25 protein-coding genes and 1 tRNA gene are annotated in these 23,045 nt (G+C 69.3%); 18 read left to right on the top strand and 8 right to left on the bottom strand.

What is annotated here, in order from left to right; all coding sequences use genetic code 11:
- Nucleotides 1-253: 253 nt before the first annotated feature.
- The 6 genes from ABZU99_RS20850 (at nucleotide 254) to ABZU99_RS20825 (ending at nucleotide 4,695) form a co-directional block, all read left to right on the top strand.
- A complete protein-coding gene (locus ABZU99_RS20850) occupies nucleotides 254-1,678 on the top strand; it encodes an amino acid permease (protein ID WP_356048742.1) in 1,425 nt (474 codons plus the stop codon).
- A gap of 96 nt (nucleotides 1,679-1,774) precedes the next feature.
- Nucleotides 1,775-2,200: a M67 family metallopeptidase gene (locus ABZU99_RS20845; RefSeq protein ID WP_355945031.1), complete on the top strand. Its 426-nt coding sequence runs from the start codon at nucleotides 1,775-1,777 to the stop codon at nucleotides 2,198-2,200.
- 100 nt (nucleotides 2,201-2,300) lie between these two features.
- Nucleotides 2,301-2,417 carry a putative leader peptide gene (locus ABZU99_RS20840; protein WP_355945030.1) on the top strand — a complete coding sequence of 39 codons (117 nt, stop codon included), beginning with the start codon at nucleotides 2,301-2,303 and terminating at the stop codon, nucleotides 2,415-2,417.
- A 116-nt stretch (nucleotides 2,418-2,533) separates the two neighbouring features.
- Complete coding sequence (locus tag ABZU99_RS20835; RefSeq protein ID WP_355945028.1) at nucleotides 2,534-2,812, top strand: MoaD/ThiS family protein; 279 nt, start codon at nucleotides 2,534-2,536, stop codon at nucleotides 2,810-2,812.
- Nucleotides 2,812-3,762 carry a cysteine synthase gene (locus tag ABZU99_RS20830; protein WP_355945026.1) on the top strand — a complete coding sequence of 317 codons (951 nt, stop codon included), beginning with the start codon at nucleotides 2,812-2,814 and terminating at the stop codon, nucleotides 3,760-3,762. Before ABZU99_RS20835 ends, ABZU99_RS20830 begins: the two co-directional genes overlap by 1 nt.
- A 180-nt stretch (nucleotides 3,763-3,942) precedes the next feature.
- Entirely contained in the window at nucleotides 3,943-4,695 is a 753-nt protein-coding gene (locus ABZU99_RS20825; protein WP_355945024.1) for an MBL fold metallo-hydrolase, read from the top strand.
- Between the two features lie 172 nt (nucleotides 4,696-4,867).
- On the opposite strand, the gene ABZU99_RS20820 is transcribed toward ABZU99_RS20825, so the two are convergent.
- Nucleotides 4,868-6,202, bottom strand: coding sequence for a PTS transporter subunit EIIC (locus ABZU99_RS20820; RefSeq protein ID WP_356048745.1), 1,335 nt, complete (start codon nucleotides 6,200-6,202; stop codon nucleotides 4,868-4,870).
- 226 nt (nucleotides 6,203-6,428) lie between these two features.
- Here ABZU99_RS20820 and ABZU99_RS20815 point away from each other — a divergent pair, with 226 nt between their 5' ends.
- The 4 genes from ABZU99_RS20815 (at nucleotide 6,429) to rdgB (ending at nucleotide 8,921) form a co-directional block, all read left to right on the top strand.
- Nucleotides 6,429-6,668: a PTS glucose/sucrose transporter subunit IIB gene (locus tag ABZU99_RS20815; protein ID WP_355857443.1), complete on the top strand. Its 240-nt coding sequence runs from the start codon at nucleotides 6,429-6,431 to the stop codon at nucleotides 6,666-6,668.
- Between the two features lie 303 nt (nucleotides 6,669-6,971).
- Nucleotides 6,972-7,703 (top strand): ribonuclease PH, encoded by a 732-nt coding sequence (gene rph, locus ABZU99_RS20810; RefSeq protein ID WP_355945020.1) that lies wholly within the window; start codon nucleotides 6,972-6,974, stop codon nucleotides 7,701-7,703.
- A 149-nt stretch (nucleotides 7,704-7,852) separates the two neighbouring features.
- Complete coding sequence (locus ABZU99_RS20805; protein ID WP_356048748.1) at nucleotides 7,853-8,263, top strand: hypothetical protein; 411 nt, start codon at nucleotides 7,853-7,855, stop codon at nucleotides 8,261-8,263.
- A gap of 22 nt (nucleotides 8,264-8,285) precedes the next feature.
- Nucleotides 8,286-8,921, top strand: a complete 636-nt coding sequence (gene rdgB, locus ABZU99_RS20800; RefSeq protein WP_355945016.1) for an RdgB/HAM1 family non-canonical purine NTP pyrophosphatase — start codon at nucleotides 8,286-8,288, stop codon at nucleotides 8,919-8,921.
- A gap of 66 nt (nucleotides 8,922-8,987) precedes the next feature.
- On the opposite strand, the gene ABZU99_RS20795 is transcribed toward rdgB, so the two are convergent.
- Together ABZU99_RS20795 and bcp are read right to left on the bottom strand one after the other, a co-directional pair.
- Nucleotides 8,988-9,071 (bottom strand) — tRNA-Leu (locus ABZU99_RS20795).
- A 389-nt stretch (nucleotides 9,072-9,460) separates the two neighbouring features.
- Nucleotides 9,461-9,928 (bottom strand): thioredoxin-dependent thiol peroxidase, encoded by a 468-nt coding sequence (gene bcp, locus ABZU99_RS20790; protein ID WP_356048750.1) that lies wholly within the window; start codon nucleotides 9,926-9,928, stop codon nucleotides 9,461-9,463.
- Between the two features lie 135 nt (nucleotides 9,929-10,063).
- On the opposite strand from bcp, the gene ABZU99_RS20785 reads away from it, so the two are divergent.
- Nucleotides 10,064-10,438: a DUF3618 domain-containing protein gene (locus ABZU99_RS20785; RefSeq protein WP_356048752.1), complete on the top strand. Its 375-nt coding sequence runs from the start codon at nucleotides 10,064-10,066 to the stop codon at nucleotides 10,436-10,438.
- A gap of 202 nt (nucleotides 10,439-10,640) precedes the next feature.
- Entirely contained in the window at nucleotides 10,641-10,943 is a 303-nt protein-coding gene (locus ABZU99_RS20780) for a co-chaperone GroES (RefSeq protein ID WP_049719557.1), read from the top strand.
- Nucleotides 10,944-11,029: 86 nt separating this feature from the next.
- Here ABZU99_RS20780 and ABZU99_RS20775 read toward each other — a convergent pair whose 3' ends face one another.
- A complete protein-coding gene (locus ABZU99_RS20775) occupies nucleotides 11,030-13,384 on the bottom strand; it encodes a transglycosylase domain-containing protein (RefSeq protein WP_355953463.1) in 2,355 nt (784 codons plus the stop codon).
- Between the two features lie 258 nt (nucleotides 13,385-13,642).
- Between ABZU99_RS20775 and ABZU99_RS20770 the strand changes: the two genes are divergently transcribed.
- The 5 genes from ABZU99_RS20770 (at nucleotide 13,643) to ABZU99_RS20750 (ending at nucleotide 17,550) form a co-directional block, all read left to right on the top strand.
- The gene (locus ABZU99_RS20770) at nucleotides 13,643-14,443 is read left to right on the top strand and encodes an ABC-2 family transporter protein (protein WP_356048755.1); all 801 of its coding nucleotides are present in this window, start codon (nucleotides 13,643-13,645) and stop codon (nucleotides 14,441-14,443) included.
- The gene (locus tag ABZU99_RS20765) at nucleotides 14,436-15,263 is read left to right on the top strand and encodes an ABC transporter permease (protein WP_355953469.1); all 828 of its coding nucleotides are present in this window, start codon (nucleotides 14,436-14,438) and stop codon (nucleotides 15,261-15,263) included. The genes ABZU99_RS20770 and ABZU99_RS20765 overlap by 8 nt, the downstream gene beginning before the upstream one ends.
- A gap of 12 nt (nucleotides 15,264-15,275) precedes the next feature.
- Entirely contained in the window at nucleotides 15,276-16,241 is a 966-nt protein-coding gene (locus tag ABZU99_RS20760) for an ATP-binding cassette domain-containing protein (protein WP_356048757.1), read from the top strand.
- Nucleotides 16,242-16,279: 38 nt separating this feature from the next.
- The gene (locus ABZU99_RS20755; protein WP_355953475.1) at nucleotides 16,280-17,020 is read left to right on the top strand and encodes a DUF1707 domain-containing protein; all 741 of its coding nucleotides are present in this window, start codon (nucleotides 16,280-16,282) and stop codon (nucleotides 17,018-17,020) included.
- Nucleotides 17,021-17,223: 203 nt separating this feature from the next.
- Entirely contained in the window at nucleotides 17,224-17,550 is a 327-nt protein-coding gene (locus ABZU99_RS20750; RefSeq protein WP_355953477.1) for a DUF4277 domain-containing protein, read from the top strand.
- Between the two features lie 60 nt (nucleotides 17,551-17,610).
- Here the strand turns inward: ABZU99_RS20750 and ABZU99_RS20745 are convergent, their stop codons facing one another.
- The 3 genes from ABZU99_RS20745 to ABZU99_RS20735 all read right to left on the bottom strand — a co-directional run bounded on the left by ABZU99_RS20745 (nucleotide 17,611) and on the right by ABZU99_RS20735 (nucleotide 20,811).
- Entirely contained in the window at nucleotides 17,611-18,534 is a 924-nt protein-coding gene (locus ABZU99_RS20745) for an RNA polymerase sigma-70 factor (RefSeq protein ID WP_355953480.1), read from the bottom strand.
- Between the two features lie 122 nt (nucleotides 18,535-18,656).
- Nucleotides 18,657-19,130 carry a carboxymuconolactone decarboxylase family protein gene (locus ABZU99_RS20740; protein ID WP_356048760.1) on the bottom strand — a complete coding sequence of 158 codons (474 nt, stop codon included), beginning with the start codon at nucleotides 19,128-19,130 and terminating at the stop codon, nucleotides 18,657-18,659.
- A gap of 373 nt (nucleotides 19,131-19,503) precedes the next feature.
- Nucleotides 19,504-20,811 (bottom strand): SGNH/GDSL hydrolase family protein, encoded by a 1,308-nt coding sequence (locus ABZU99_RS20735; protein WP_356048762.1) that lies wholly within the window; start codon nucleotides 20,809-20,811, stop codon nucleotides 19,504-19,506.
- A 289-nt stretch (nucleotides 20,812-21,100) separates the two neighbouring features.
- Here ABZU99_RS20735 and ABZU99_RS20730 point away from each other — a divergent pair, with 289 nt between their 5' ends.
- Nucleotides 21,101-22,417: a DUF445 domain-containing protein gene (locus tag ABZU99_RS20730; RefSeq protein ID WP_356048764.1), complete on the top strand. Its 1,317-nt coding sequence runs from the start codon at nucleotides 21,101-21,103 to the stop codon at nucleotides 22,415-22,417.
- Between the two features lie 130 nt (nucleotides 22,418-22,547).
- On the opposite strand, the gene ABZU99_RS20725 is transcribed toward ABZU99_RS20730, so the two are convergent.
- Nucleotides 22,548-22,958 carry a hypothetical protein gene (locus ABZU99_RS20725; protein WP_355953489.1) on the bottom strand — a complete coding sequence of 137 codons (411 nt, stop codon included), beginning with the start codon at nucleotides 22,956-22,958 and terminating at the stop codon, nucleotides 22,548-22,550.
- Between the last annotated feature and the right edge of the window lie 87 nt (nucleotides 22,959-23,045).

The following is a 23,045-nucleotide window of genomic DNA, read 5'->3' as shown; positions in this document are numbered from 1 at the left end:
CGTCGAGACCCTTATGCCGTAATCGCCGGGTTGATGCCGTGAACACCCAGCGTGGCGATCGTTGAGTGTTCGTTTAGAGGATGCTCAACTCCGGATAACGATCGCATCACCGCGCTCGTTCCTTTTGTTACACCCGATAACGTTTGTCCACTTCTTCCTGTGGCGTGCCCCACACGCAACGGGGTGGATCAGTGTTGCGGCCGTGGTAAATCTTCACGATCGCCAGCCGCCACAGGGAGAAAGGCGCAGCAACATGACCTCAGCGGCTCCTGAAGAGGGGTATGAGCGGGGCCTGGGCAGTCGCCAGGTCCAGATGATCGCCATCGGCGGCGCCATCGGCGTCGGCCTGTTCATGGGCGCCGGAGCGAACATCGCCAAGGCGGGGCCCAGCATCATCCTGATGTACGCCCTCGCCGGCGTCATCATCTTCTTCATCATGCGAGCGCTCGGCGAGCTGCTCCTGTACCGCCCCGTCTCGGGGTCCTTCGCGGAGTACGCCCGTGAGTTCCTCGGCCCGTTCTTCGGCTATGTCACCGGCTGGACGTACTGGCTGATGTGGGTGGTGACCGGCATGGCCGAGCTCACCGCCGCCGCCATGTACGTCCACTTCTGGTTCCCGACGATCCCGCAGTGGGTCAGTGCCCTGGTCTTCCTGGTGGTGCTGTTCGGGGTCAATCTGATCTCGGTGAAGATCTTCGGCGAGGTCGAGTTCTGGTTCTCGATGGTCAAGGTCACCGCGATCATCGGCATGATCGTGATCGGTCTGGGCGTGCTCACCCTCGGCTTCTCCGACGTCGGTGACACCGCCGCCGCCTCCAACCTCTGGTCGCACGGCGGTGTCTTCCCCAACGGCATCGGCGACAGCCTGATGACCCTGCAGGGCGTGATGTTCGCCTACCTCGCCGTCGAGCTGGTCGGCGTCACCGCGGGCGAGTCCGAGGACCCCGAGAAGACCCTGCCCAAGGCGATCAACACGCTGCCCTGGCGCATCCTCATCTTCTATGTGGGTGCCCTGCTGGTGCTGCTGGCGGTCGTCAAGTGGACCGAGTTCTCGGCGGGCGAAAGCCCCTTCGTGCACGCCTTCTCGAAGATCGGCATCCCGTTCGCGGCCGGCATCGTCAACTTCGTCGTCCTCACCGCGGCCCTGTCCTCCTGTAACTCCGGGATGTACTCCACCGGCCGGATGCTGCGCGACCTGGCCTCCAACAGCGAGGCCCCCGGGGTCTTCGGCAAGCTGAACTCCCGTAAGACCCCGGCCATCGGCATCACCGTCTCCGTGCTGCTGATGGGTATCGGCGTGGTCCTCAACTACGTCGTTCCGGAGAAGGCGTTCACCTACGTCACCTCGGTCGCCACGGCCGCGGGCATCTGGGCCTGGATGATGATCCTCATCAGCCACATCCAGTACCGCCGCGCGGTGACCGCCGGCCGCCTCCCGGCCTCGTCCTTCCCGGCCCCCGGCGGCTCCGCCTTCAGCTGGGTCGCGCTGATCTTCCTCTTCCTGGTGACCGGAATGATCGCGTACGACAAGGACTCCCGGGTGTCCCTCTACGTCGGCGCGGGCTGGGCGGTCTGCCTGGTGATCGGCTGGTTCGTCCTCAAGAGCCGCGGCGGCACCCCGCAGGTGACGGGTGCCGGGGCCGGTGCCGAGGGCGAGCGGGAGTACGTCAGCAAGTAAGGGGACGCCCCGACGCGGCTTCCACGCTTTGGGCACAATGTCTCACCAGGCGGGCTCCGGACCACTGTCCGGAGCCCGCCTCCTATTCTGTGCCTCATGCTGACCATCACCCAGGCCCTCCACGACCAGATCGTCGCGCACGCCCGCGCCGACCACCCCGACGAGGCATGCGGCGTCATCGCGGGCCCGGTCGGAAGCGGCCGCCCCGAGCGGTTCATCCCGATGCTGAACGCGGCCCGCTCGCCCACCTTCTACGAATTCGACTCGGGCGATCTCCTCAAGCTCTACCGCGAGATGGACGACCGGGACGAGGAGCCCGTCGTCATCTATCACTCGCACACCGCGACCGAGGCATACCCCTCCCGCACCGACATCTCCTACGCCAATGAGCCCGGTGCGCACTATGTCCTGGTCTCCACCGCCGAGTGCGGCAATGACGAGGGGCCCGTGGAGTTCCGGTCCTTCCGGATCGTGGAGGGCGAGGTCACCGAGGAAGAGGTCAAGGTCGTCGAGGCGTACTGAGCCGCGCCGAGTGTCCTCTCATCTCAGATGTCGGTCGCTACTGGTCCGTATCACGGGACAGCCTTCCGGGGTCCCGTCCGGGAATCGATACGATGACTCCATGGTTTTCGATGATGTGAGCGACAAGACGCCGGGCATGCTGCTCGTGGCGCGGCTCCACGTCGACCTGTGCCGGCTCGCCAGCGCGATGTGTCCGCGTCGCGCCGCGGCGGCCTGATCGCGGCGCCCTGCTGCGCGCCCGGCGCCGCCGTGCGCACCGAGGCCGCCCTCCCGGAGCCCGTCCGGGACTGCCTTCCACCCCGTCCTCCGACGTTCTCCGACAGGAGCCCAGACATGGCCATCGAGGTCCGCATCCCGACCATCCTCCGCACCTACACCGACGGTCAGAAGGCCGTCGAGGGCAGCGGAAACACTCTCGCCGAGCTCTTCGCCGACCTCGAGACCCGGCACACCGGCATCCAGGAGCGTCTGGTCGACGGCGGCGGGCTGCGCCGCTTCGTCAACGTCTATCTGAACGACGAGGACGTCCGCTTCCTCGACGGCATCTCCACCAAGCTCTCGGACGGCGACAACGTGACCATCCTCCCCGCGGTCGCCGGCGGCATGCGCTGATGCGGTACGACAGCCCCCTGGCAGCGGTCGGCAATACGCCGCTCGTCCGGCTGCCGCGGCTCTCGCCCTCCGCGGAGGTACGGATCTGGGCCAAACTGGAGGACCGCAACCCCACCGGTTCGATCAAGGACCGCCCCGCGCTCCATATGATCGAACAGGCCGAGAAGGACGGCCGGTTGACCGCCGGCTGCACCATCCTCGAACCCACCTCCGGCAACACCGGCATCTCGCTCGCCATGGCGGCCAAGCTCAAGGGCTACCGCATCGTGTGCGTCATGCCGGAGAACACCAGCGAGGAGCGGCGCCAGCTGCTCGCCATGTGGGGCGCGGAGATCATCTCCTCGCCCGCGGCGGGGGGCTCCAACACGGCCGTCCGGGTGGCCAAGGAGCTCAGCGCCGAGCACCCCGACTGGGTGATGCTCTACCAGTACGGAAACCCGGACAACGCGGGCGCCCACTACGCCACCACCGGCCCTGAGGTCCTCGCCGACCTCCCCTCCATCACCCATTTCGTAGCCGGCCTCGGCACCACCGGCACCCTGATGGGTGTCGGCCGCTTCCTGCGCGAGAACAAGCCGGACGTCCAGATCGTCGCCGCCGAGCCCCGCTACGACGACGTCGTCTACGGGCTGCGCAATCTCGACGAGGGCTTCGTCCCCGAGCTGTACGACGAGTCCGTCCTGACCACCCGCTTCTCCGTCGGCTCCGAGGACGCGGTGGCCCGCACCCGGGAACTCCTCGCCCAGGAAGGCATCTTCGCGGGCGTCTCGACCGGCGCGGCGCTGCACGCCGCGATCGGGGTCGCCCGCAAGGCGGTGAAGGCCGGCCAGAGCGCCGATGTGGTCTTCGTCGTCGCCGACGGTGGCTGGAAGTACCTCTCCACCGGCGTCTACACCGCGGCCACCACCGAGGAGGCGATCGAGACGCTGCACGGCCAGCTCTGGGCGTAGTGGCGCCGCGGGGGGCGTGAAACAGGCGCTGACCGGCTCCGTCCTGGTGATTCCGCCCACAACGCGGGCCCGTGGAGGAGCCGCCTGGGCCGCGGCGCCTTACGCTCGTGGGCACCGCATGACCCCCCGCACCCGCCCATGGCCCTCGGCATGGGGACCCCTCAAGGAGGTTCCTGCTTCATGAAGCTCACCGTCGTCGGATGCTCAGGGTCGTTCCCGTCCGCGGAATCGGCCTGCTCGAGCTACCTCGTAGAGGCCGACGGCTTCCGGCTGCTGCTCGACATGGGCAATGGCGCCCTTGGCGAGCTGCAGCGCCACTGCGGTCTCTACGACCTCGACGCCGTGCTCCTCTCGCATCTCCACCCCGATCACTTCATCGACATGTGCGGGTATTTCGTCGCGCGCTACTACCGGCACGACGGAGGCCGCGCCGAGGCGATCCCGATCTACGGACCCGAGGACACCGAGCGGCGGCTCGTCCAGGCGTACGACGACGTGCCCGACGAGAAGGCCATGCGCGAGGTCTTCGACTTCCGCACCCTGGCCCCCGGGAACCTGGAGGTCGGCCCCTTCACGATCCGCGTCGAGCGGGTCTGCCACCCGGTGGAGGCGTTCGGCTTCCGCATCGAGTACGACGGCCGCTCGCTGGTCTACTCCGGCGACACGGGCCCCTGTGAGGCTCTGGTGGACCTGGCCCGGGGCAGCGACCTCTTCCTCTGTGAGGCGGCTTTCACCCACGGCAAGGAAGACATCCCCGAACTGCATCTCAACGGCCGCCAGGCGGGCGAACTCGCGCTCCGGGCAGGGGCCGGGGCGCTGGTGCTGACCCATATCCCGCCGTGGACGGACCCCCAGATCAACCAGCGCGACGCCCAGCAGGTCTTCGGCGGCCCGGTGGAACTGGCCAAGGCAGGCGCGGTCTACGAGGTCTAAGCGGATGCGGTGAAGTTCGCCGCTGATCCCTCGCCGTTCGGCCTGGCCGAGGGCTTGGAGGCCGAGAAGGATCAGCACTTGACTTCGCCGTAACCGCTTAGCGGCATCCGTTACGCCGAAGCGCCGGGCTGGTCGTCCAGCCCGGCGCTTCGTGTTCGTACGGGGTCGGGCGCTAGCCCTTCTTGGCGTCCGCCGTCTTGCTCTCCGCGGTCCTGGTCTCCGCCGTCCTGGTCTCCGCGGTCTTGGCGGCGGTCGCCTTGGTGTCCGCCTTCCTGGCGTTCTGGGCGTCCGTCGCCGCCGCGTCGTCCAGGGTGTCCTCCGGCTCGCGGCCCGGGGTCGGGATGTTGAACTTTGTGATCACGAAGCGGAACAGCAGGTAGTACACGACGCTGAACGCCAGCCCGATCGGGATGATCAGCCACGCCTTCTCGCTGTGCGACCACCCCAGCAGATAGTCGAAGAGCCCGCCCGAGAAGGTGAAGCCGCTGCGGATCCCGAGCGCCCAGGTCAGCGCCATGGACACACCGGTCAGCACCGCGTGGATCCCGTAGAGCACGGGGGCGATGAACATGAACGAGAACTCGATCGGCTCGGTGACACCCGTGACGAACGCCGTCAGCGAGACCGAGATCATCATGCCCATCACGGCCTTGCGCCGTTCGGGGCGGGCGCAGTGGGCGATCGCCAGACCGGCGGCCGGCAGCGCGAACATCATGATCGGGAAGAAGCCGGTCATGAACATTCCGGCCGACGGGTCGTCGTGGAAGTAGCGCGCGATGTCACCGTGCCAGGTCTGCCCGCCGGAGGTAAAGTCGCCGAACTGGAACCAGGCGAACGAGTTCAGCAGCATGTGCATGCCGACCGGGATCAGCAGCCGGTTGACCACACCGAAGATCCCGGAGCCGACCGCGCCGTTGGCCGAGAGCCACTCGGAGAAGCTGTTGAGGCCATCGCCGATCGGACCCCACAGATAGCCGAAGACGACGCCGTAGAGCAGCCCCGCGAAGGACATCAGGATCGGGATGAAGCGGCGGCCGCTGAAGAAGCCCAGCCAGTCCGGGAGCCGGGTGCGGTGGTACTTCTCCCACAGCACGGCGGCGGTCAGACCCACCACGATGCCGCCGAGCACGCCCGGGTCCTCCGGCTTGCCGGTCACGTCGCTGACGAAGCCGGTCAGCACGTTCTTGTAGACGAGGAAGCCGACGAGGGCGGCGAACGCCGTGGTGCCGTCCGACTTCTTCGCGAAGCCGATGGCCACGCCGATGCAGAAGAGCAGGGCCAGGTTGTCGAAGAGGGCACCGCCCGCATGGGCGAAGATCTCCGCGAGCTTGTTCCAGCCGAGTCCGGTCTTGCCGAAGACGTCGTCCTGGCCGAGGCGGCTCAGGATGCCCGCGGCGGGCAGGGCGGCGACGGGCAGCTGGAGGCTGCGCCCGATCTTTTGCATACCCTTGATCAGACCGGCACCCCGCTTCTGGGCGGGCGCCGCCGAGGCGGTGGCCGTACTCATCGGATTCCTCCTGGTGAGGCGGGCGCTCGGAAAAGGGGGGTGGCCCGCGTAGTGGTCTACACCACAAGTGGTGTAGACCTGTTGTAGCACGTGGGGATCCGATAAGAGAATCTATCGTTCCATGTGGTCTGAACCACTGTCGCTCCGGGGGTGCGAGTGGGCGTCCGGGTGCCGTCCGTTCGCCCAACCCGCATAATGGTGTAGACCACTTGGCGAGACGACAGGAGTGGACATGGCCAGCAAGGCTGAGAAGATCGTCGCGGGACTCGGCGGTATCGACAACATCATTGAGGTCGAGGGCTGCATCACCCGGCTCCGCACCGAGGTCAAGGACCCCTCCCTCGTCGACGAGGCCGCACTGAAGGCCGCCGGTGCGCATGGCGTCGTGAAGATGGGCAGCGCCATCCAGGTCGTCATCGGCACCGACGCGGACCCCGTCGCCGCCGAGATCGAAGACCTGATGTGACTTGCTGGGCCACCGGCCGCCCCCTCGGGACGGCGATGGCCCAGGGCCCCGATCCTCCGGCGGATTCAAGGGGCCGTCGCAACACGTGGTGAGTTGATCAAGCCGCGAGCAGTTCAGACAGACGCTCGGCTGGGGTCTCCCAGCCGAGCGTCTTGCGTGGGCGGCTGTTGAGTTCGGCGGCGACGGCGTCCAGGTCCTCCCGGATCTTGAAGTCCATTGCCACCCCTGAACTGGGGTGTTGCAACGACCACCAGAACCTGAGCTCCGGACCGGGGCCCTCCGTGTTGCCGATAGGCTCATCTCATGTCTCGTATCGACGGCCGCACCCCCGACCAGCTCCGCCCCGTGACCATTGAGCGCGGATGGAGCAAGCACGCCGAGGGCTCTGTCCTCGTCTCCTTCGGCGACACCCGCGTCCTGTGCACCGCGAGCGTCACCGAGGGTGTGCCGCGCTGGCGCAAGGGCAGCGGCGAGGGCTGGGTCACCGCCGAGTACGCGATGCTGCCGCGCTCCACCAACACCCGCGGCGACCGCGAATCCGTCCGCGGCAAGATCGGCGGCCGTACGCACGAGATCTCCCGCCTCATCGGCCGCTCGCTGCGCGCCGTCATCGACTACAAGGCGCTCGGCGAGAACACCATCGTCCTGGACTGCGACGTCCTCCAGGCCGACGGCGGCACCCGCACCGCCGCCATCACCGGCGCGTACGTCGCCCTCGCCGACGCCATCGGCTGGGCCCAGGCCAAGAAACTGATCAAGGCCAACCGGCAGCCGCTGACCGGCACCGTCGCCGCCGTCAGCGTCGGCATCGTCGGCGGCGTCCCCCTGCTCGACCTCTGCTACGAGGAGGACGTGCGCGCCGAGACCGACATGAACGTCGTCTGCACCGGCGATGGCCGCTTCGTCGAGGTACAGGGCACCGCGGAGGGCGAGCCCTTCGCCCGTGACGAGCTCAACGGACTCCTGGACCTCGCGGTCGCGGGCTGCGGCGCGCTGGCCGGCCTCCAGCGCGCGGCGCTGGAAACGGCCCTGTGAGCCATGGCCCTGTGGGCAATCGCTCTCCGGGCAACCAGCGGGCGCCGCTTGGCGTTTAGTCAGGTACCACCACACGCACGTACGGACATCCGGCCGCGGACGCGCACATCGCGCCCGCGGCCGGTCCACCGGGGAGGGGAACCCGTTCCATGGCGCCGCGCCACCACCACAGCGACCACCGCCGCCGCACCACCACCGCCGTCACCGCACTGGCCGCCGTCGTGCTCGCGGTGCCGATCACCGTCGGCTGCAGCGCCGTCGAAAAGGCCCTCGACTGCGCCCAGCTCGCCGTCGAGATATCCAACGACGTCGACGACCTCCAGGACGCCCTGACCGGCGCCGCCGTCAACCCCGACGACGCCGACAAGATCCTCGACGCCCTCGACAAGGACATCGACAAGATGGGCGGCCGCACCGACAACGCGGACGTCGGCAAGGCCGTCGACCACCTCCAGAAGGCCGTCGACAACGTCCAGAAGTCCGTCGACAGCGGCCAGAACCCTGATCTGACCCCGGTCAGGGACGCGGCGAGCGAGCTGACCAACGTCTGCTCGCCCTGACCTCCGTTGATAATTGAGAGTTATGCAGCAACGTTCTGAGGGACACCCCCCGCACCCCCGCCGTCTGATCCTCGCCACCCGCAACGTCTACAAGATCACCGAGCTGCGGTCGATCCTGGGCGAATCCGGCCTGGACGTCGAACTCGTCGGCGCCGACGCCTATCCCGAAGTCCCCGACGTCCCGGAAACCGGCGTGACCTTCGAGGAAAACGCCCTCCTCAAGGCCCACGCCCTGGCCCGGGCCACCGGCCACCCTGCCATCGCCGACGACTCCGGCCTGTGCGTCGACGTCCTCGGCGGCGCCCCCGGCATCTTCTCCGCCCGCTGGTCCGGCGGCCACGGCAACGACCGCGCCAACCTCGACCTGCTGCTCGCCCAACTCGCCGACGTCCCCGACGAGCACCGCGCGGCCCACTTCGAATGCGCCGCCGCCCTCGCCCTCCCCGACGGCACCGAACGCGTAGTCTCCGGCCGCCTCACCGGCACCCTCCGTCGCGAACCCGTCGGCGGCGGAGGCTTCGGCTACGACCCCATCCTCCAGCCCGAGGGCGAGACCCGGACCTGCGCGGAGCTGAGCCCTGAGGAGAAGAACGCCATCAGCCATCGGGGGAAGGCGTTCCGGGCGATCGCGCCGATCGTGCGCGAGCTGCTGGGGTAAGCGCCGCACTGAGGGGTACCGTTGACGGCCTGCGACTCGCGCTTGCGAATCGCAGGCTGTCCACAGTGCGGCGGAAGGGATTCGAACCCTCAAGCCCTATCACGGGCCACAGATCCTAAGTCTGCTGCGTCGCCACTGCGCCACCGCCGCTAGCTGTCAGACATGGTAGCGGGCGGACCGCTGACCGGTCACTTTGCATATGCGCTATGCGACGGCACGGCGCCGCCTTCGCCGGTTCCGACCGCACCACGTGTCCGTGATCGCATGATGCCCGCGACCTGCCGTCGTCGGGTACGGCAGGCGTGCCACCGATCGGATGTGGCCGACGTCGATTCCGGCCGTCACGATGCGGCGTCGGATATGGGACATCGTTCCCTTCGCGGGCCTGGTCCGTGTACCTGGCCGTCATGAGCCTCCCCCTGTGCGATCACATGTCGCACCTTCGCACTGAGTGACGAATTCCTTACCGGGTGGTTACGCACCCCCATGCGAAAGGTCCCGCACCGAGCCGGTGCGGGACCGTCGGGGGAGGGGGTGGCTCAGAGGGCCAGGTCCTTGATGATCTTGGCTACGTGGCCGGTGGCCTTGACGTTGTACAGGGCGCGCTCGACCTTGCCCTCCTCGTCGACGATGACCGTGGAGCGGATCACGCCGGTGACCGTCTTGCCGTAGAGCTTCTTCTCGCCGAAGGCGCCGTAGGAATCCAGGACCTCCTTGGAGGGGTCGGCGAGGAGGGTGACCTTCAAGGACTCCTGGTCGCGGAACTTGGCGAGCTTCTCCGGCTTGTCGGGGGAGATGCCGATGACGTCGTAGCCGTGGCCGGAGAGGAATTCCAGGTTGTCGGTGAAGTCGCAGGCCTGCTTGGTGCAGCCGGCGGTGAGGGCGGCGGGGTAGAAGTAGACGATGACCTTGCGGCCCGCGTGGTCGGCGAGCGATACCTGCTTGCCGTCCGCGTCGGGGAGGGTGAAGGCGGGGGCGGTGTCGCCGGGCTGCAGTCGCTCGCTCATGATCGGTGCTCCTCGTGGCTTCGGGGTACATACCGACATTAGCCAGCTTCCCGGCCGGGGGTGCCGTGGGGCGGGGAAGTGGGGGAGCTGACAGACTGTCCATCACGAATCATCGAGACTGACGGAGGCAGCGCGGTGTCGGATGCCAGGACCCCTGCGCAGATCGAGGCGGACATCGCCCGTAGGCGGCAGGAGCTCGCCGTGACGCTCGACGAGATCGGGGTGCGGGTGCACCCGAAGACGCTCATGGGGGATGCGAAGGCGAAGGCGGCGTCGGCCGTGGACCGGACCGCGGGGCGGGCGTATGTGTCCGTGAACCGGGCGGTCACGAATGTGCGCGGCCAGTTGGTGTCGGAGGACGGGGCGCCTCGGATGGAGCGGATCGTGCCGGTCGCGCTCGCCGTGGTGGGGCTGGTCGGTCTGCTGGTGATCTCGTCGAAGGCGTCGAAGGCGTCGAAGCCGTCGAAGGCGGCGCGGTCCTCGAGGTGCGGCAGGCGGCGCCGGGGCTAAGCGGTTACGGCGAAGTCAAGTGCTGATCCTTCTCGGCGTCCAAGCCCTCGGCCAGGCCGAACGGCGAGGGATCAGCGGCGAACTTCACCGCATCCGCTCAGGCCCGCGGGGCTGTGGCCGACCTGAGGCGCCGGTACGGCGCCCGGCCAGGTACGGTCATGACGTGAGTGCGAAAACGTCCCATGACAAGCTGCCCATCCGGATGCTGCACGACCGTGTGCTGGTCCGTACCGATATTCCGGAGGGCGAGCGCCGGTCGACCGGCGGCATTGTGATCCCGGCGACCGCGGCGGTCGGCAGGCGGCTGGCCTGGGCCGAGGTGGTCGCGGTCGGGCAGAGCGTGCGGACCGTGGAGCCGGGCGACCGGGTGCTCTACGACCCGGAGGACCGGGCGGAGGTCGAGGTCCGCGGGGTGGCCTATGTGCTGATGCGGGAGCGCGATCTGCATGCGGTGGCCGCGGAGCGGCTGGAGGGTGCCGAGGACTCCACAGGTCTTTACCTGTAGGTGAGGTCTGTGCCTGTAGCGCCTCAGGGCGGAAGAGATACGGCAGAGGGTGGTGACGTTTCGGCGTCACCACCCTCTGCCGTGCGTCAGCCGCTCCCGGGGTCTCCGGGGTCTTCCGGGTCACCCGCCCCGCCCGGCCCCCCGGGGTCGAAGGTGGGGTCGTCGGTGGGGAAGTCGTCCGTCGGCGGGGTCGCCGTCGGGTCGTCCTCCGTGGGTTCGGTGGGCGGGCTGGAGGTGGGCTCGGTCGGGAGCGTGGGGTCCGTCGGGACCGTGGCCGGGGGAGTGGTGACGATCGGCGGCAGAGTGGCGGGGGCCTCGGGGGTGGACGGCGGCTCGTACGGGGTGTCCGTGCCGTCCTCCAGCCGCAGGTCGAAGTCGGCCGGCGGCTTTCCGTCCAGCGCGCCCGCGGTGTACTGGGCCCAGATCTCGGCGGGGTAGCCGCCGCCGTTGACGCGGTCCAGGCCGGTCGCCCCGTACAGCGACTTCTGTACGCCCGTGGTGGAGTCCTGGCCCATCACGGCGACCACGGTCGCCAGATCCGGGGTGTAGCCCGCGAACCAGGCGGCCTTGTCCTCCTCCGCGGTGCCGGTCTTGCCGGCCGCCGGGCGCTCGGCTGCCTGGGCGGCGGTGCCGGTGCCGCCGTCGACCACGCTTTGCAGTATCGAGGTGGTGGCGTCGGCGGCGCTGCGGCGGATGGCCTGCCGGCTGTCCCGGGCCGGGAGCTTGATCTGCGCTCCGTCCTTGGTGACTTCTTCGACCAGGCTGTACCTGCCGTGCTCGCCGTGGTTGGCGAGGGTCGCGTATGCCTCGGTCATGTCCATCACGCTGGCGGTGGCGGGGCCGAGCGCGATGGAGGGGGAGGCGTGCAGGTCGGGGGTGTCCTCGGGGATGCCGAGGTCGATGGCGGTCCGCTTGACCTTGGCGGGGCCCACGTCCTCGGCCATCTGTGCGTACACGGAGTTCACCGAGTTGTCGGTGGCCGTGGTGACGTCGATGTCGCCGTAGTCGACGTCGTCCTCGTTGGCGGGGGCGTAGCCGGTGGGGCCGTCCGCGCCGATGACCTCGCGCTTGTTGTCACCGTTGTAGAGCGTGTCCGCGGTGATGGTCTGTCCGTCCTGGGTGGTGGCCCCATAGCGCACCGCCGAGGTGAAGACAAATGGCTTGAAAGTGGATCCCACCTGGTAGTCACGGCGGGTCGCGTTGTTGACGAACTGCTTGGTGTAGTCGATCCCGCCGTAGAGGGCGACCACCTTCCCGGTCCTGGGGTCGATGGAGGCGCCGCCCGCCCGGACGTACCGGTCGACCTTGCGGTCCTTGCTGAGCTTGCTCATCAGCCGGTCCCGCACGGCCTCGGCGAAGGCGTGCTGCTTCTTCTTGCTGATCGTGGTGGTGATGCGGTAGCCGCCGCGTGCCAGGGTCTGTTCGTCGATGATTCCGTTGCTGGTGAGGTAGTCCTCGACCGCCTCGACGAGATAGCCGCGCTGCCCGGACATGCCGGAGGGTGCCTTTGCGTCGGAGGGCGCGGGGAAGGTCATCCTGTTGCGCTCGGCCCGGCTCAGCCAGCCCTTCTTGACCATGCCGTCGAGTACGTAGTGCCAGCGGGCCACCGCCTGCCGCTTGTTCTGCGGATGGGAGACGATGTCGTACGCGCTGGGGGCGTTGAGGAGGGTCGCCAGATAGGCGCTCTGGGCGGTGTTGAGCTCGCCGATGTCCTTGCCGTAGTAGGCCTGGGCGGCGGCCTGGATTCCGTAGGCGTTGCGCCCGAAGTAGCTGGTGTTGAGGTAGCCCTCGAGGATCTTGTCCTTGCTCACCTCGCGGTCCAGCTTGATCGCGATGAAGAACTCCTTCATCTTGCGGCTGACCGTCTGCTCCTGGTCCAGGTAGTAGTTCTTCACATACTGCTGGGTGATGGTGGAGCCGGACTGCTTGCCCTTGCCGGTGGCGGTGTTCCAGGCGGCGCGGACCATCGCCTCGGGGTTGATGGCGGACTCGGAGTAGAAGTCCCGGTCCTCGGCCGCGAGCACCGCGTGCTGGGTGCGCTTGGGCACCTGGCTGAGCTGGACGTTCTCCCGGTTGACCTGGCCCTCGCGGGCCAGCGGGGAGCCGTCGGAGTAGAGGAAGACATTGCTCTGGGCGAGGGCGGCCTTGTTGGCCGCGGGGATGTCGACGAGCAGATAGCCGGTGACGAGCCCGCCGGCGACCAGCAGGACGATGAGCAGAAAGCCGCCGAGCAGCATGCGCCAGGTGGGGAGGAGGCGGTGCCAGCCGGTGCGGCGGGGCCGGCCCGTTCCGCCCTTGGCGGGTTTCCCGTCCGCGCGGTCCATGCCGACCACGCCGTCCATGCCGTGGGTGGTGGGGGTGTCGCCGTCTGTGCTGTGGGTGTGGTGCCGGTCGCCCGTTCCGGCGGCGTCGCCGTCGATCAGCTGGGGCTCGTCGCTCATGTCTCCTGAGACTCCTCGGCCGCCGTCGAGGGTTGCGCCGCGGCGGAATCGTACACGGTCGGGCGATTCGCGTCGTACGCCCCAGAAAACACTGTCGCATCATCCGTTCCGGGCCGGGGTCGTGGCGCGCACCCGTGACTGGTCTGTGACCGGCCGAATGAATGATTTCCCTCACACCATCCGGTGAATAATGCTTGGCCGTCTCCTCAGCCCTGGGACTAGGCTCCTGTGCTTTGGCGTGGAGGGAGAGGCGGGCGAATGCGGCTGTACGTGGCCGTCGCGGTGAGCGGGTTCAAACGCTATGCGACGTATCGGGTCGCCACCGTGGCCGGGGTGTTCACCAACACCGTCTTCGGCTTCATCCTCGCCTACACCTACACGGCGTTATGGGACGAGCGGCCGCATCTCGGCGGCTACGACCTCTCCCAGGCGCTGACCTTCGTCTGGCTCGGCCAGGCGCTTCTCGCCGCCGCCGCGCTGATGGGCGGCGGCTTCCAGGACGAGCTTCAGGAGCGCATCCGCTCCGGCGACATCGCCGTCGATCTCTACCGCCCCGTCGATCTCCAGCTGTGGTGGCTGGCCGGGGAGCTCGGCCGGGCCCTGTTCCAGCTGCTCGGGCGCGGTATCGCGCCAATGGCCTGCGGCGCGCTCGTCTTCGACCTCGACCTGCCCGACGCCCCGGTGACCTGGCTGTGGTTTCTGCTGTCCGTGACGCTCGGTGTCTGCGTCGGCTTCGCGGTGCGCTATCTGGTCGCGCTCGCCGCCTTCTGGCTGCTCGACGCGTCGGGACTGGCCATGATGAGCGGCCTGCTGTGTCTCTTCTTCTCGGGGATGATCCTGCCGCTCAATGTGTTCCCCGGGCAGCTCGGCGAGACGGCCCGCGCGCTGCCGTGGGCGGCGATACTCCAGGTGCCCGCGGACGTCTTCCTGGAGGAGCGCCGGGGCCCGGGGCTGCTGGCGGCCTTCGCGTTCCAGACGGGGTGGGCGGTGGCGCTGTTCGCGGCCGGGCGTGTGCTGCAGTCGGCCGCCACCCGGAAGGTGGTCGTCCAAGGTGGCTGACTCCGCCGTGGCCGGCGTGTATCAGGGATTGCGCGCCTACGCCCTGATCGTGGCGATGTGGGTGCGTTCCACGATGGCGTATCGCACCTCCTTCCTGCTCATGACCGTGGGCAACTTCGTGGGGACGGGGCTGGATTTCGTGGCGATCGCGCTGATGTTCTCCCACATCGATGCGCTCGGCGGCTTCACCCTCGCCGAGGTGGCCTTTCTCTACGGGACCACCAGCACCGCCTTCGGCCTCGCCGATCTGGTGCTCGGCAATGTGGGCCGGCTGGGACTGCGGGTGCGGGACGGGACGCTGGACACCCTGCTGGTGCGGCCGGTGCCGATCCTCGCCCAGGTCGCCGCCGACCGCTTCGCGCTGCGCCGGCTCGGCCGGGCCGGCCAGGGGACGGTGCTGCTCTGCTGGTCACTGACGCACATAGACATCGACTGGACGGTGGACCGGGTGGCGCTGGTGCCGGTGATGCTGCTCAGCGGCGGGGCGATCTTCGGGGCACTGTTCGTGCTCGGTGGCGCCTTCCAGTTCTGGGCCAAGGACGCCACCGAGGTGCAGAACGCCTTCACCTTCGGCGGGACCACCCTGCTGGAGTATCCGCCGACGGTCTTCGGCAAGGAGGTGCTGCGCGGCGTCACCTTCGTCATCCCGCTGGCCTTCGTCAACTGGCTGCCCGCCCTGCACATCCTGGGCCGGCCGAATCCGCTGGGGCTGCCGGGGTGGATCGGCTTCGCCGCCCCGCTGGTCGCGCTCGGCTGCTGCGCGGTGGCGGGGCTGGCGTGGCGGGCGGGGCTGCGGGCGTATCAGTCCACGGGAAGCTGAGGGGACCGCGATATGGATGATCTCATCGAACTCGACGGCGTCGAGAAGGTGTTCGAGGTGCGGCGCAGGGCCGGGCTGCTGCGCCGTGAGCGGCGCGAGGTGCGCGCCGTGGACGGCATCAGCTTCCGGGTGACGCGCGGCGAGATGGTCGGCTACATCGGCCCGAACGGCGCGGGGAAGTCCACCACCATCAAGATGCTGACCGGGATCCTGGTGCCCAGCGGCGGGCGGCTGCGGGTCGCCGGCATCGACCCCTCGCGTGAGCGGACGCGGCTCGCGCGCCGGATCGGGGTGGTCTTCGGACAGCGGACGACCCTGTGGTGGGATCTGCCGCTGCGCGATTCGTACGCGCTGGTGCGGCGGATGTACCGGATCCCGGACGACCGTTACCGGGAGAATCTGGACCGCTGCGTCGAACTGCTCAACCTTGGCGCGCTGCTGGAGGTGCCGGTCCGTCAGCTCTCGCTCGGCCAGCGGATGCGCGGCGATATCGCGGCCGCCCTGCTGCACGACCCCGAGGTGCTCTACCTCGACGAGCCGACGATCGGGCTCGATGTGGTCAGCAAGGCCAAGGTGCGGGAGTTCCTGCGCGAGGTGAACGCCGAGCGGGGCACCACCGTGCTGCTCACCACCCACGATCTGACCGATATCGAGCAGCTCTGCAAGCGGGTGATGGTCATCGACCACGGCCGGCTGGTCTACGACGGCGGTCTCGACGGGCTGCACGCGGTGGGCGAGAGCGAGCGCACCCTGGTGGTCGATCTGGAACGGGAGATGCCGCCCATCGAGATTCCCGGCGCGCGGACGGTGAAGGTCGAAGGGCCCCGGCAGTGGCTGGCGTTCCCGGCGACCAGCAGCGCGGCGCCGATCGTCGCGGCGGTGGCCGCCGGCTGTCCGCTGGTGGATCTGTCGGTGCGTGAGCCGGACATCGAGGACGTCATCGCCAGAATGCTGTTCTCGCGGCAGCCGGGGATGTGAGACGGCCCAGGGCGGGCGACCGCCGTTAGTCTGTCCGTATGACGAGCGCTGGTTCTTCCCCCGGGGCGAGCCCCGACCTTCCCGGCGACGCCCAGATGCGGGCCTCCGACGCCGAGCGGGAGCGTGTCGCCGAGGCGCTGCGCGAGGCCCTCGCCGAGGGCCGCCTGGACATGGAGGAGTTCGAGGAGCGGCTGGAGGCGGCGTACAAGGCGCGCACCCACGCCCAGTTGGAGCCGCTGGTACGGGACCTTCCGGTGCCCGGCTCGGCCGCCCCCGACCCGCTGCCCGCGTCCGCCGCGGCCCGCACCGGCTGGCGGCAGCGGATCGGTGGCACGCCGACGTCCCGGGTGGGGATCGCGATCCTCGGCGGTTTCCAGCGCAAGGGCACCTGGACCGCCCCGCGGAACTTCACCGCCTTCGCGCTTATGGGCGGCGGCGAGATCGATCTGCGGGAGGCCCGTTTCGAGGGCCGGGAGACGGTGATCCGCTGCTTCGCCCTCATGGGCGGGGTCAACGTCATCGTGCCGCCGGACGTCGAGACGCATGTCGGTGGCATCGGCATCATGGGCGGCTTCGACCACTCGGGTACCGCCGACGGCGAGCCGGGCGCGCCGCGTGTGGCCGTCACCGGCCTCGCGCTCTTCGGCGGGGTCAGCGTCGAGCGCAAGCTGCGCAAGGAGGAGCACAAGCGGCTGAAGGCGGAGCGGCGCCGGGTGCGGGGGGAGCGCCGCGAGCGGCTGCGCGCCGCCCGCCGCGACCGCGGTGAGCTGCGCGACTAGGCCCATCCTCCGCACGTAGCGGTATCGGTTGAATCCGCTGGTGGGCCGTGCCGGTGGGCGGGGTGTCGGTGTTGTCTGAGCATGTTGATGACTCCGCCTCCTGCCCGCCGTGTCGCTGTCCGGCGTGAGCGTGCCCCGCTGCGTGTGCGCGCGGTAGTGACCCAGGTGGTGACCAAGCGTCTGGGCGCTCTGCCCATGGTCCCGTGGTCGCGGAGTTTCTGCATCGACTGCAGGTGGCCCAGACCGTCGATGGGCTGTGTCCGGTGCGCGATCTGGCGCTGGCCACGCACGGCGAGGTGATCGAGGCCCTGGTCGCCAACCGGCTCACCAGCCCCCGGCCTCTGGTCCGTGTGGAGGACTGGGCGCGGACCTGGGCGGTCAAGGAGGTCATGGAGCTTGATCCCGACCTGCTCACTGTCTCGTGCCGCACGGCGTCCGCGACCGCGTCGCGCACCTCGTCCTGCAGCGCCACCTGCGGCATCCGAGGTCGACCCGCCCAGCCCGGTGGAGTGGTGGCGACCGCGGACTGACGCCCCGCCGGGACCGCGGTCGCCTGGTTCGACCACGCCTGAGGCCGACCCGGTCCGCAGTCATTCCGCGGGTCGACGTGACTCCTTCAGCTCGCGGGAGACCGCCCAGGCGTCCGCGACGGGGCCGACGTGACCCAGCTTGTCGGGGTTGAGCACCAGGCGGATCGTCTGGATCTGCCCGTCGAGCACATCGAGCCCCAGGGTGTGCAGGACCTTGCCGTCCCTGTCGCGGAAGATCGCACCGGGCCGACCGTTGATCGCGTGGGGCTCGGTGGTGACGTCGATGCGGGCCATCGCCGGGAAGACAGCGGCCAGCAGCCGGGCCACCTTCTCGGCGCCGATGATCGCCCTGGCCAGCTGCGGGGCCTTGCCACCGGCGTCGCCGACCATGGAGACGTCGGCGGCGAGCAGCTGCTGCAGGCCGTCGACGTCGCCCTCGCGCAGCGCGTCGAAGAACCGGCCCGCGAGCTCCTCGCGCTCCTTGCGGTCGGCTTCGAAGCGTGGCCGGCCCGCGCTCATGTGCCGGCGGGCCCGCACCGTGAGCTGGCGGCACGCGTCCTCCGATCGCCCGACCGCCGAGGCGACCTCGGAGAAGCCGAAGTCGAACACCTCGCGCAGCACGAAGACCGCGCGCTCCAGCGGACTGAGCCGCTCCAGCAGCAACAGGGCCGCCGTCGACACCGAGTCGGCCAGCTCGGCCGAGCGCGCCGGGTCCTCGTAGGGATCGGCGAGCAGCGGCTCCGGGAACCACGGCCCGACGTACTCCTCCCGCCGGACGCGCGCCGAGCGCAGCACGTCGATCGAGATCCGGGTGACCACGGCCGACAGGAAGGACTTGGTCGACCTGGGCTGCGTCGGGCCGGCCTCGAAGCGCAGCCAGGTCTCCTGAACCGCGTCCTCGGCCTCACTGACACTGCCCAGGATCCGGTAGGCGATCGAGAACAACAGCGGTCGCAGTTCTGCGAACTCCTCGACCCTGCCCACAACCTGACCCCTTTCCAGCCGTCCGGTGATCATTCGGCCCGCCGACCGGTCAGCGTACGTCCCGCTGGCCGGTCGGCTACGGATATCCGCGACTTCGCAGTCGCTTCCGTAGCCTCCGTGCTTCAGTGCCAGTTCCCGGGCTGGTAGTCGCCCCCGGGCTGCCGGGTGATGATGTTCATCCGGTTCGCCAGGTTCATGAAGCCGACCAGCAGCACCAGGGCGGCAAGCTGCTGCTGGTCGTAGTGCTTGGCGGCGTTCGCCCACACCTCGTCGCTGACGCCGTGGGCCGCGTCCGCGAGCCGGGTTCCCTCCTCGGCCAGCTCCAGCGCAGCCCGCTCGGCGTCGGTGAAGACCGTGGCTTCCCGCCACGCCGCCACCAGACCTAGCCGCACCGGGTCCTCGCCGACGGCGAGGGCCTCCTTGGTGTGCATGTCGAGGCAGGCGGCACAGCCGTTGATCTGGCTCACTCGCACCGACACGAGCTCCTGCGTGGTGATCGGCAGCGCTGTGTCCCTGAGCGCCTTGCCCGCCGACATCAGGTATTTGAGGGCCTTGCCGGTGCTCGGCTCGGCCATGAAGTCCAGTCGCGCGTCCATGGTGTGTTCCTCCGTGCTCGTGAGTGGCTACACACCCGAGACGAGGCAGCCCGCCGCCCTGTGACATGGCAGAAACGTGACCTGCATCACTAGTGTGACCGGGCCTTTTCGCGGTGGACGCCACTCAATCCAGCGACGTGCGAAGGATGGGACTAGGGGCGACTAGGGGCGACTAAGCGGTTACGGCGAAGTCAAGTGCTGATCCTTCTCGGCGTCCAAGCCCTCGGCGAGGCCGAACGGCGAGGGATCAGCGGCGAACTTCACCGCATCCGCTTAGGGTGATCCGCCTCGTCCGCCGATGTGAGGGCGTCGAGGCCATCAGCGTTGTCGATGAACAGCGGAGCCGTGGGAGGTCCGCGGAGGGCCGGCGGGCCTACAGTGTCGCCGCCGCGGTGCCCCGCAGGTCGTGCAGGTCCAGCGCCCGCGCCATCGTCCGGTAACCCTCGTCGCTCGGGTGCAGATGGTCGCCCGAGTCGTACGTCGGGCGCAGCCGCAGCGGGCTGATCGGGTCGCGCAGCGCCCTGTCGAAGTCCACGACCTCGTCGAACACCCTTCCGGCGCGGATCTGCGTGTTGATCTGCTCGCGGACGGCGTCGAGCTGGGGGGTGTAGCCCCGGTGGCCGTAGAACGGCGTCACGGTGGACCCGATGACCCTCAGGCCGCGGGCATGGGCCTGCTCGGTCAGCCGCTTGAGCCCGGACACGATCTTGTTCGGGTCGGTGACATGCGGAATGCGCAGTATGTCGTTGACGCCCAGCTCGATGATCACGGCCTTCACTCCCGTACGGGAGAGCACATCGCGGTTGAAGCGGGACAGTGCGCTGGGGTTGTTGGGCGGGAACTGGGTGCCGTCGCTGAGCACCCGGTTGCCGCTGATCCCCTGGTTGAGCACGCCGAAGCGGGGCGCCCCGGGCTCGGTGCGCAGCCGCTCGGCGAGGAAGTCGGTCCACCGGTGGTTGGCCCCGGCGGTGGAGGTGATGCCGTCGGTGATCGAGTCGCCGAGCACGGCGACCGCGCCCTGCGCCTCCTTGGACCACACGTCCACGGCGGTCAGATAGCGCCAGTACGGGCTCTGCTCGGTGTACGCCGCGCCGGCGGTGTCCTCCGTACGGTCGCCGCGCGCCAGATACGAGGTCTGGCGGGCGTGCGGATGGTAGGTGACCGAGCCGGACGGCTGCGGGGTGTAGGTGGTGACCAGCAGATCGGCGGCGTCCGGGACGGTGAGCCGCACCGGGTCGCTGGTGGCCGCCCCGCCCGGCGGGATGGTCACCCACGGGCGGTTGTCGAAGGTCAGCCGGCGCATGGTGCCGGCTGCCGCGGTCGGGTTGCTGGGGGCCGCGGCCAGAGCCATCGAGGCGTGCGTGATCGTCAGCGGGCGCGTGCTGTAGAAGTTGGACAGCTGGATCCGGGCCCCGGTGCCGCCGATGCTGGTGTGGACGACGTTCCGTATCGACATGCCCGACAGGCCGCGGAGCGTGTTCGGCTCGGCCGCGGCGGCCGAGGTGGACCAGGTACCGATCCAGGACCCGGCCGAGGCCGGGGCGGCGGAGCCGCGGGTGCCCTGTGCGCTCTCGTCCTTGTCGCTCTTGCCGCCGCCGACCCCGATGAATATCGCGGTCGAGACGAGGATCACCACGGCCGCCAGCGCAGCGAGCACGGCATAACCCGTGCGTCTGGGCATAGGGGACACGCTCATGGGGGGATTTCTCCTCGGGCGGACGGAGCCCGAGGCTCCGAGAGTTGACGGGAACTGCGAGTGCTTCAGCAGCGCCGATGCGGTCCGGTCGGTCTCCCATGATCCCATGGCGTGGTACGGGTCCGCCCGTCGGCCTGCTCCCAGTGTGCAGGGTCGCTCCCCCGGACAGACGACGGGAACTCGCCATTCGTTCCACAAGTGGGCGAGTGAGACAGGAAAGAGACAATGCATAAGGGGACGGCTCGAGCGGGTGGAGCGTATGGACCGGACAACCATGGGTGACACGGCGGGCACGCCGCCCGCGCCGCCGTCGGGCGCGGCGGGCGGTTTCTCCGCCGAAACCCCCCTTGACCAGGAACGGCGGCGCGGCGTGCGCGGGATGAAGGTGCTCGCCACCGGCCTGCTGCTCGCCGTCGCCCTCGTCTACGCCCTCGCCGCCTGGGGGCGGACCGCCGGGGCGGGCGGCTGGAGCGGCTATGTCGCCGCGGCGGCCGAGGCGGGCATGGTCGGCGCGCTGGCCGACTGGTTCGCGGTCACCGCGCTGTTCCGGCGGCCGATGGGGCTGCCCATTCCGCACACGGCGATCATCCCGACGAAGAAGGACCAGCTCGGGGTGAGTCTCGGGGAGTTCGTCGGGGAGAACTTCCTGTCCGGCGATGTCGTACGGCTGCGACTGCGCGCGGTCGGCATCGGCAGCCGGCTCGGCGCCTGGCTGGCCGAACCCGCACACGCCGACCGGGTAACCGCCGAACTGGCGACCGCGCTGCGTGGCGCGCTCACGGTGCTGCGCGACTCCGATGTGCAGGCGGTGGTGGGCGAGGCGATCACCCGCCGCGCGGAGACCCAGGAGATCGCGCCGGGCCTCGGCAAGCTGCTGGAGCGCGTCGTCGCGGACGGCGGCCACCGGCGCGCCGTCGACCTGGTGTGTCTGCGCGCCCATGACTGGCTGGCCGAGCACAACGACTCGGTCATGGAGGCGGTGACCGGTGGCGCGCCCGGCTGGACGCCGCGGTTCGTGGACCGCAAGGTGGGCGAGCGCGTCTACAAGGAACTGCTGCGGTTCGTGACCGAGATGCGTGATATGCCGGACCATCCGGCGCGTGGCGCCGTCGACCGCTTCCTCGCCGACTTCGCCGTCGATCTCCAGTCCGACACGGACACCCGGGCCCGGGTGGAGCGGCTGAAGGCCGAGGTGCTGGGGCGCGACGAGGTGCAGGACCTGATCGCCTCGGCCTGGGCGTCGGTGCGGTCGCTGATCGTCTCTGCGGCCGAGGACGAGCACAGCGAGCTGCGGCAGCGGGCGCGGGCGGCGATTCTGTCGCTGGGTACGCGGATGGTGACGGACCGGCGGCTGCGCGGCAAGGTCGACGGCTGGCTGGAGGACGCCGCCGTCTATGTGGTGACGACCTATCGGGACGAGATCACCTCGCTGATCACCGAGACGGTGGCCGGCTGGGACGCGGAGCACACCTCGCGGAAGATCGAGGCGCATATCGGCCGGGATCTGCAGTTCATCCGGATCAACGGCACCGTGGTCGGCGCCCTGGCCGGGCTGGTGATCTACACCGTCTCGAGGGCGCTGGGCGCCTGACTCTGGGACAAGGGCAAGAACCGCGAGACCTCCAACCCGCTCGGCAGGACGGCACCACGGAGTTCAAGGACGCCTGACCAGGAAGGAGGCGGCCCCGGTGGGGGCCGCCTCCCGGCATGGTGACGGCAGGTCAGCAGGCGTCGACGTACCAGACGCCGCTCCAGTCGCCGGACGGGTCGCCATAGGGGGCGCCAGGGGTCGTGTAGACGAGGTGCTTGTTGTAGTCGTACATCTTGGCCTTGGTGCCCCGCGACTGGTTGTTGTACCAGGAACCCCCGCTGATCAGGTCGGTGGGGATTGCCTGCATGTAGCAGTCCTTGAACTTGAACGACAGGTTCCGGTAGTTCGTGCTCTTGTAGCCGCAGAAGTAGTACTTCGGACAGTTGGAGGGTGCCGCCGCGATGCGCGGGCCCGAGGTGGGCCGGTCGGCGGCGGAGACGGAGGCCTGGGCGGTGCCCGTGGCCGTGGCCAGGGCGAGGAACGCGCCCGCGACGAGGGCGGTGCGGCGGATCCCCGCGCGGCGGGTGGTTGCGTGCGTCACTGGGCCATACCTTTCCTGAGGCTTGTCCGGTTCGCTCCTTACGCGTCACCGGTCACACCGCCAAGAATCGGGGCGATCCCCTGGGGC

Source organism: Streptomyces sp. NPDC005266 (assembly GCF_040607655.1).
Lineage (GTDB): Bacteria > Actinomycetota > Actinomycetes > Streptomycetales > Streptomycetaceae > Streptomyces.
Note: the sequence above shows the minus strand (reverse complement) of the source record. Positions and strands in the feature narration are given on the sequence as shown.

Coding starts and splice junctions, on each gene's coding strand:
- ABZU99_RS20850 (WP_356048742.1), top strand. CDS start 254: ATGACCTCAGCGGCTCCTGAAGAGGGGTATGAGCGGGGCCTGGGCAGT.
- ABZU99_RS20845 (WP_355945031.1), top strand. CDS start 1,775: ATGCTGACCATCACCCAGGCCCTCCACGACCAGATCGTCGCGCACGCC.
- ABZU99_RS20840 (WP_355945030.1), top strand. CDS start 2,301: ATGGTTTTCGATGATGTGAGCGACAAGACGCCGGGCATGCTGCTCGTG.
- ABZU99_RS20835 (WP_355945028.1), top strand. CDS start 2,534: ATGGCCATCGAGGTCCGCATCCCGACCATCCTCCGCACCTACACCGAC.
- ABZU99_RS20830 (WP_355945026.1), top strand. CDS start 2,812: ATGCGGTACGACAGCCCCCTGGCAGCGGTCGGCAATACGCCGCTCGTC.
- ABZU99_RS20825 (WP_355945024.1), top strand. CDS start 3,943: ATGAAGCTCACCGTCGTCGGATGCTCAGGGTCGTTCCCGTCCGCGGAA.
- ABZU99_RS20820 (WP_356048745.1), bottom strand. CDS start 6,202: ATGAGTACGGCCACCGCCTCGGCGGCGCCCGCCCAGAAGCGGGGTGCC.
- rph (WP_355945020.1), top strand. CDS start 6,972: ATGTCTCGTATCGACGGCCGCACCCCCGACCAGCTCCGCCCCGTGACC.
- ABZU99_RS20805 (WP_356048748.1), top strand. CDS start 7,853: ATGGCGCCGCGCCACCACCACAGCGACCACCGCCGCCGCACCACCACC.
- rdgB (WP_355945016.1), top strand. CDS start 8,286: ATGCAGCAACGTTCTGAGGGACACCCCCCGCACCCCCGCCGTCTGATC.
- bcp (WP_356048750.1), bottom strand. CDS start 9,928: ATGAGCGAGCGACTGCAGCCCGGCGACACCGCCCCCGCCTTCACCCTC.
- ABZU99_RS20780 (WP_049719557.1), top strand. CDS start 10,641: ATGCTGCACGACCGTGTGCTGGTCCGTACCGATATTCCGGAGGGCGAG.
- ABZU99_RS20775 (WP_355953463.1), bottom strand. CDS start 13,384: ATGAGCGACGAGCCCCAGCTGATCGACGGCGACGCCGCCGGAACGGGC.
- ABZU99_RS20770 (WP_356048755.1), top strand. CDS start 13,643: ATGCGGCTGTACGTGGCCGTCGCGGTGAGCGGGTTCAAACGCTATGCG.
- ABZU99_RS20760 (WP_356048757.1), top strand. CDS start 15,276: ATGGATGATCTCATCGAACTCGACGGCGTCGAGAAGGTGTTCGAGGTG.
- ABZU99_RS20755 (WP_355953475.1), top strand. CDS start 16,280: ATGACGAGCGCTGGTTCTTCCCCCGGGGCGAGCCCCGACCTTCCCGGC.
- ABZU99_RS20740 (WP_356048760.1), bottom strand. CDS start 19,130: ATGGACGCGCGACTGGACTTCATGGCCGAGCCGAGCACCGGCAAGGCC.
- ABZU99_RS20735 (WP_356048762.1), bottom strand. CDS start 20,811: ATGCCCAGACGCACGGGTTATGCCGTGCTCGCTGCGCTGGCGGCCGTG.
- ABZU99_RS20730 (WP_356048764.1), top strand. CDS start 21,101: ATGGGTGACACGGCGGGCACGCCGCCCGCGCCGCCGTCGGGCGCGGCG.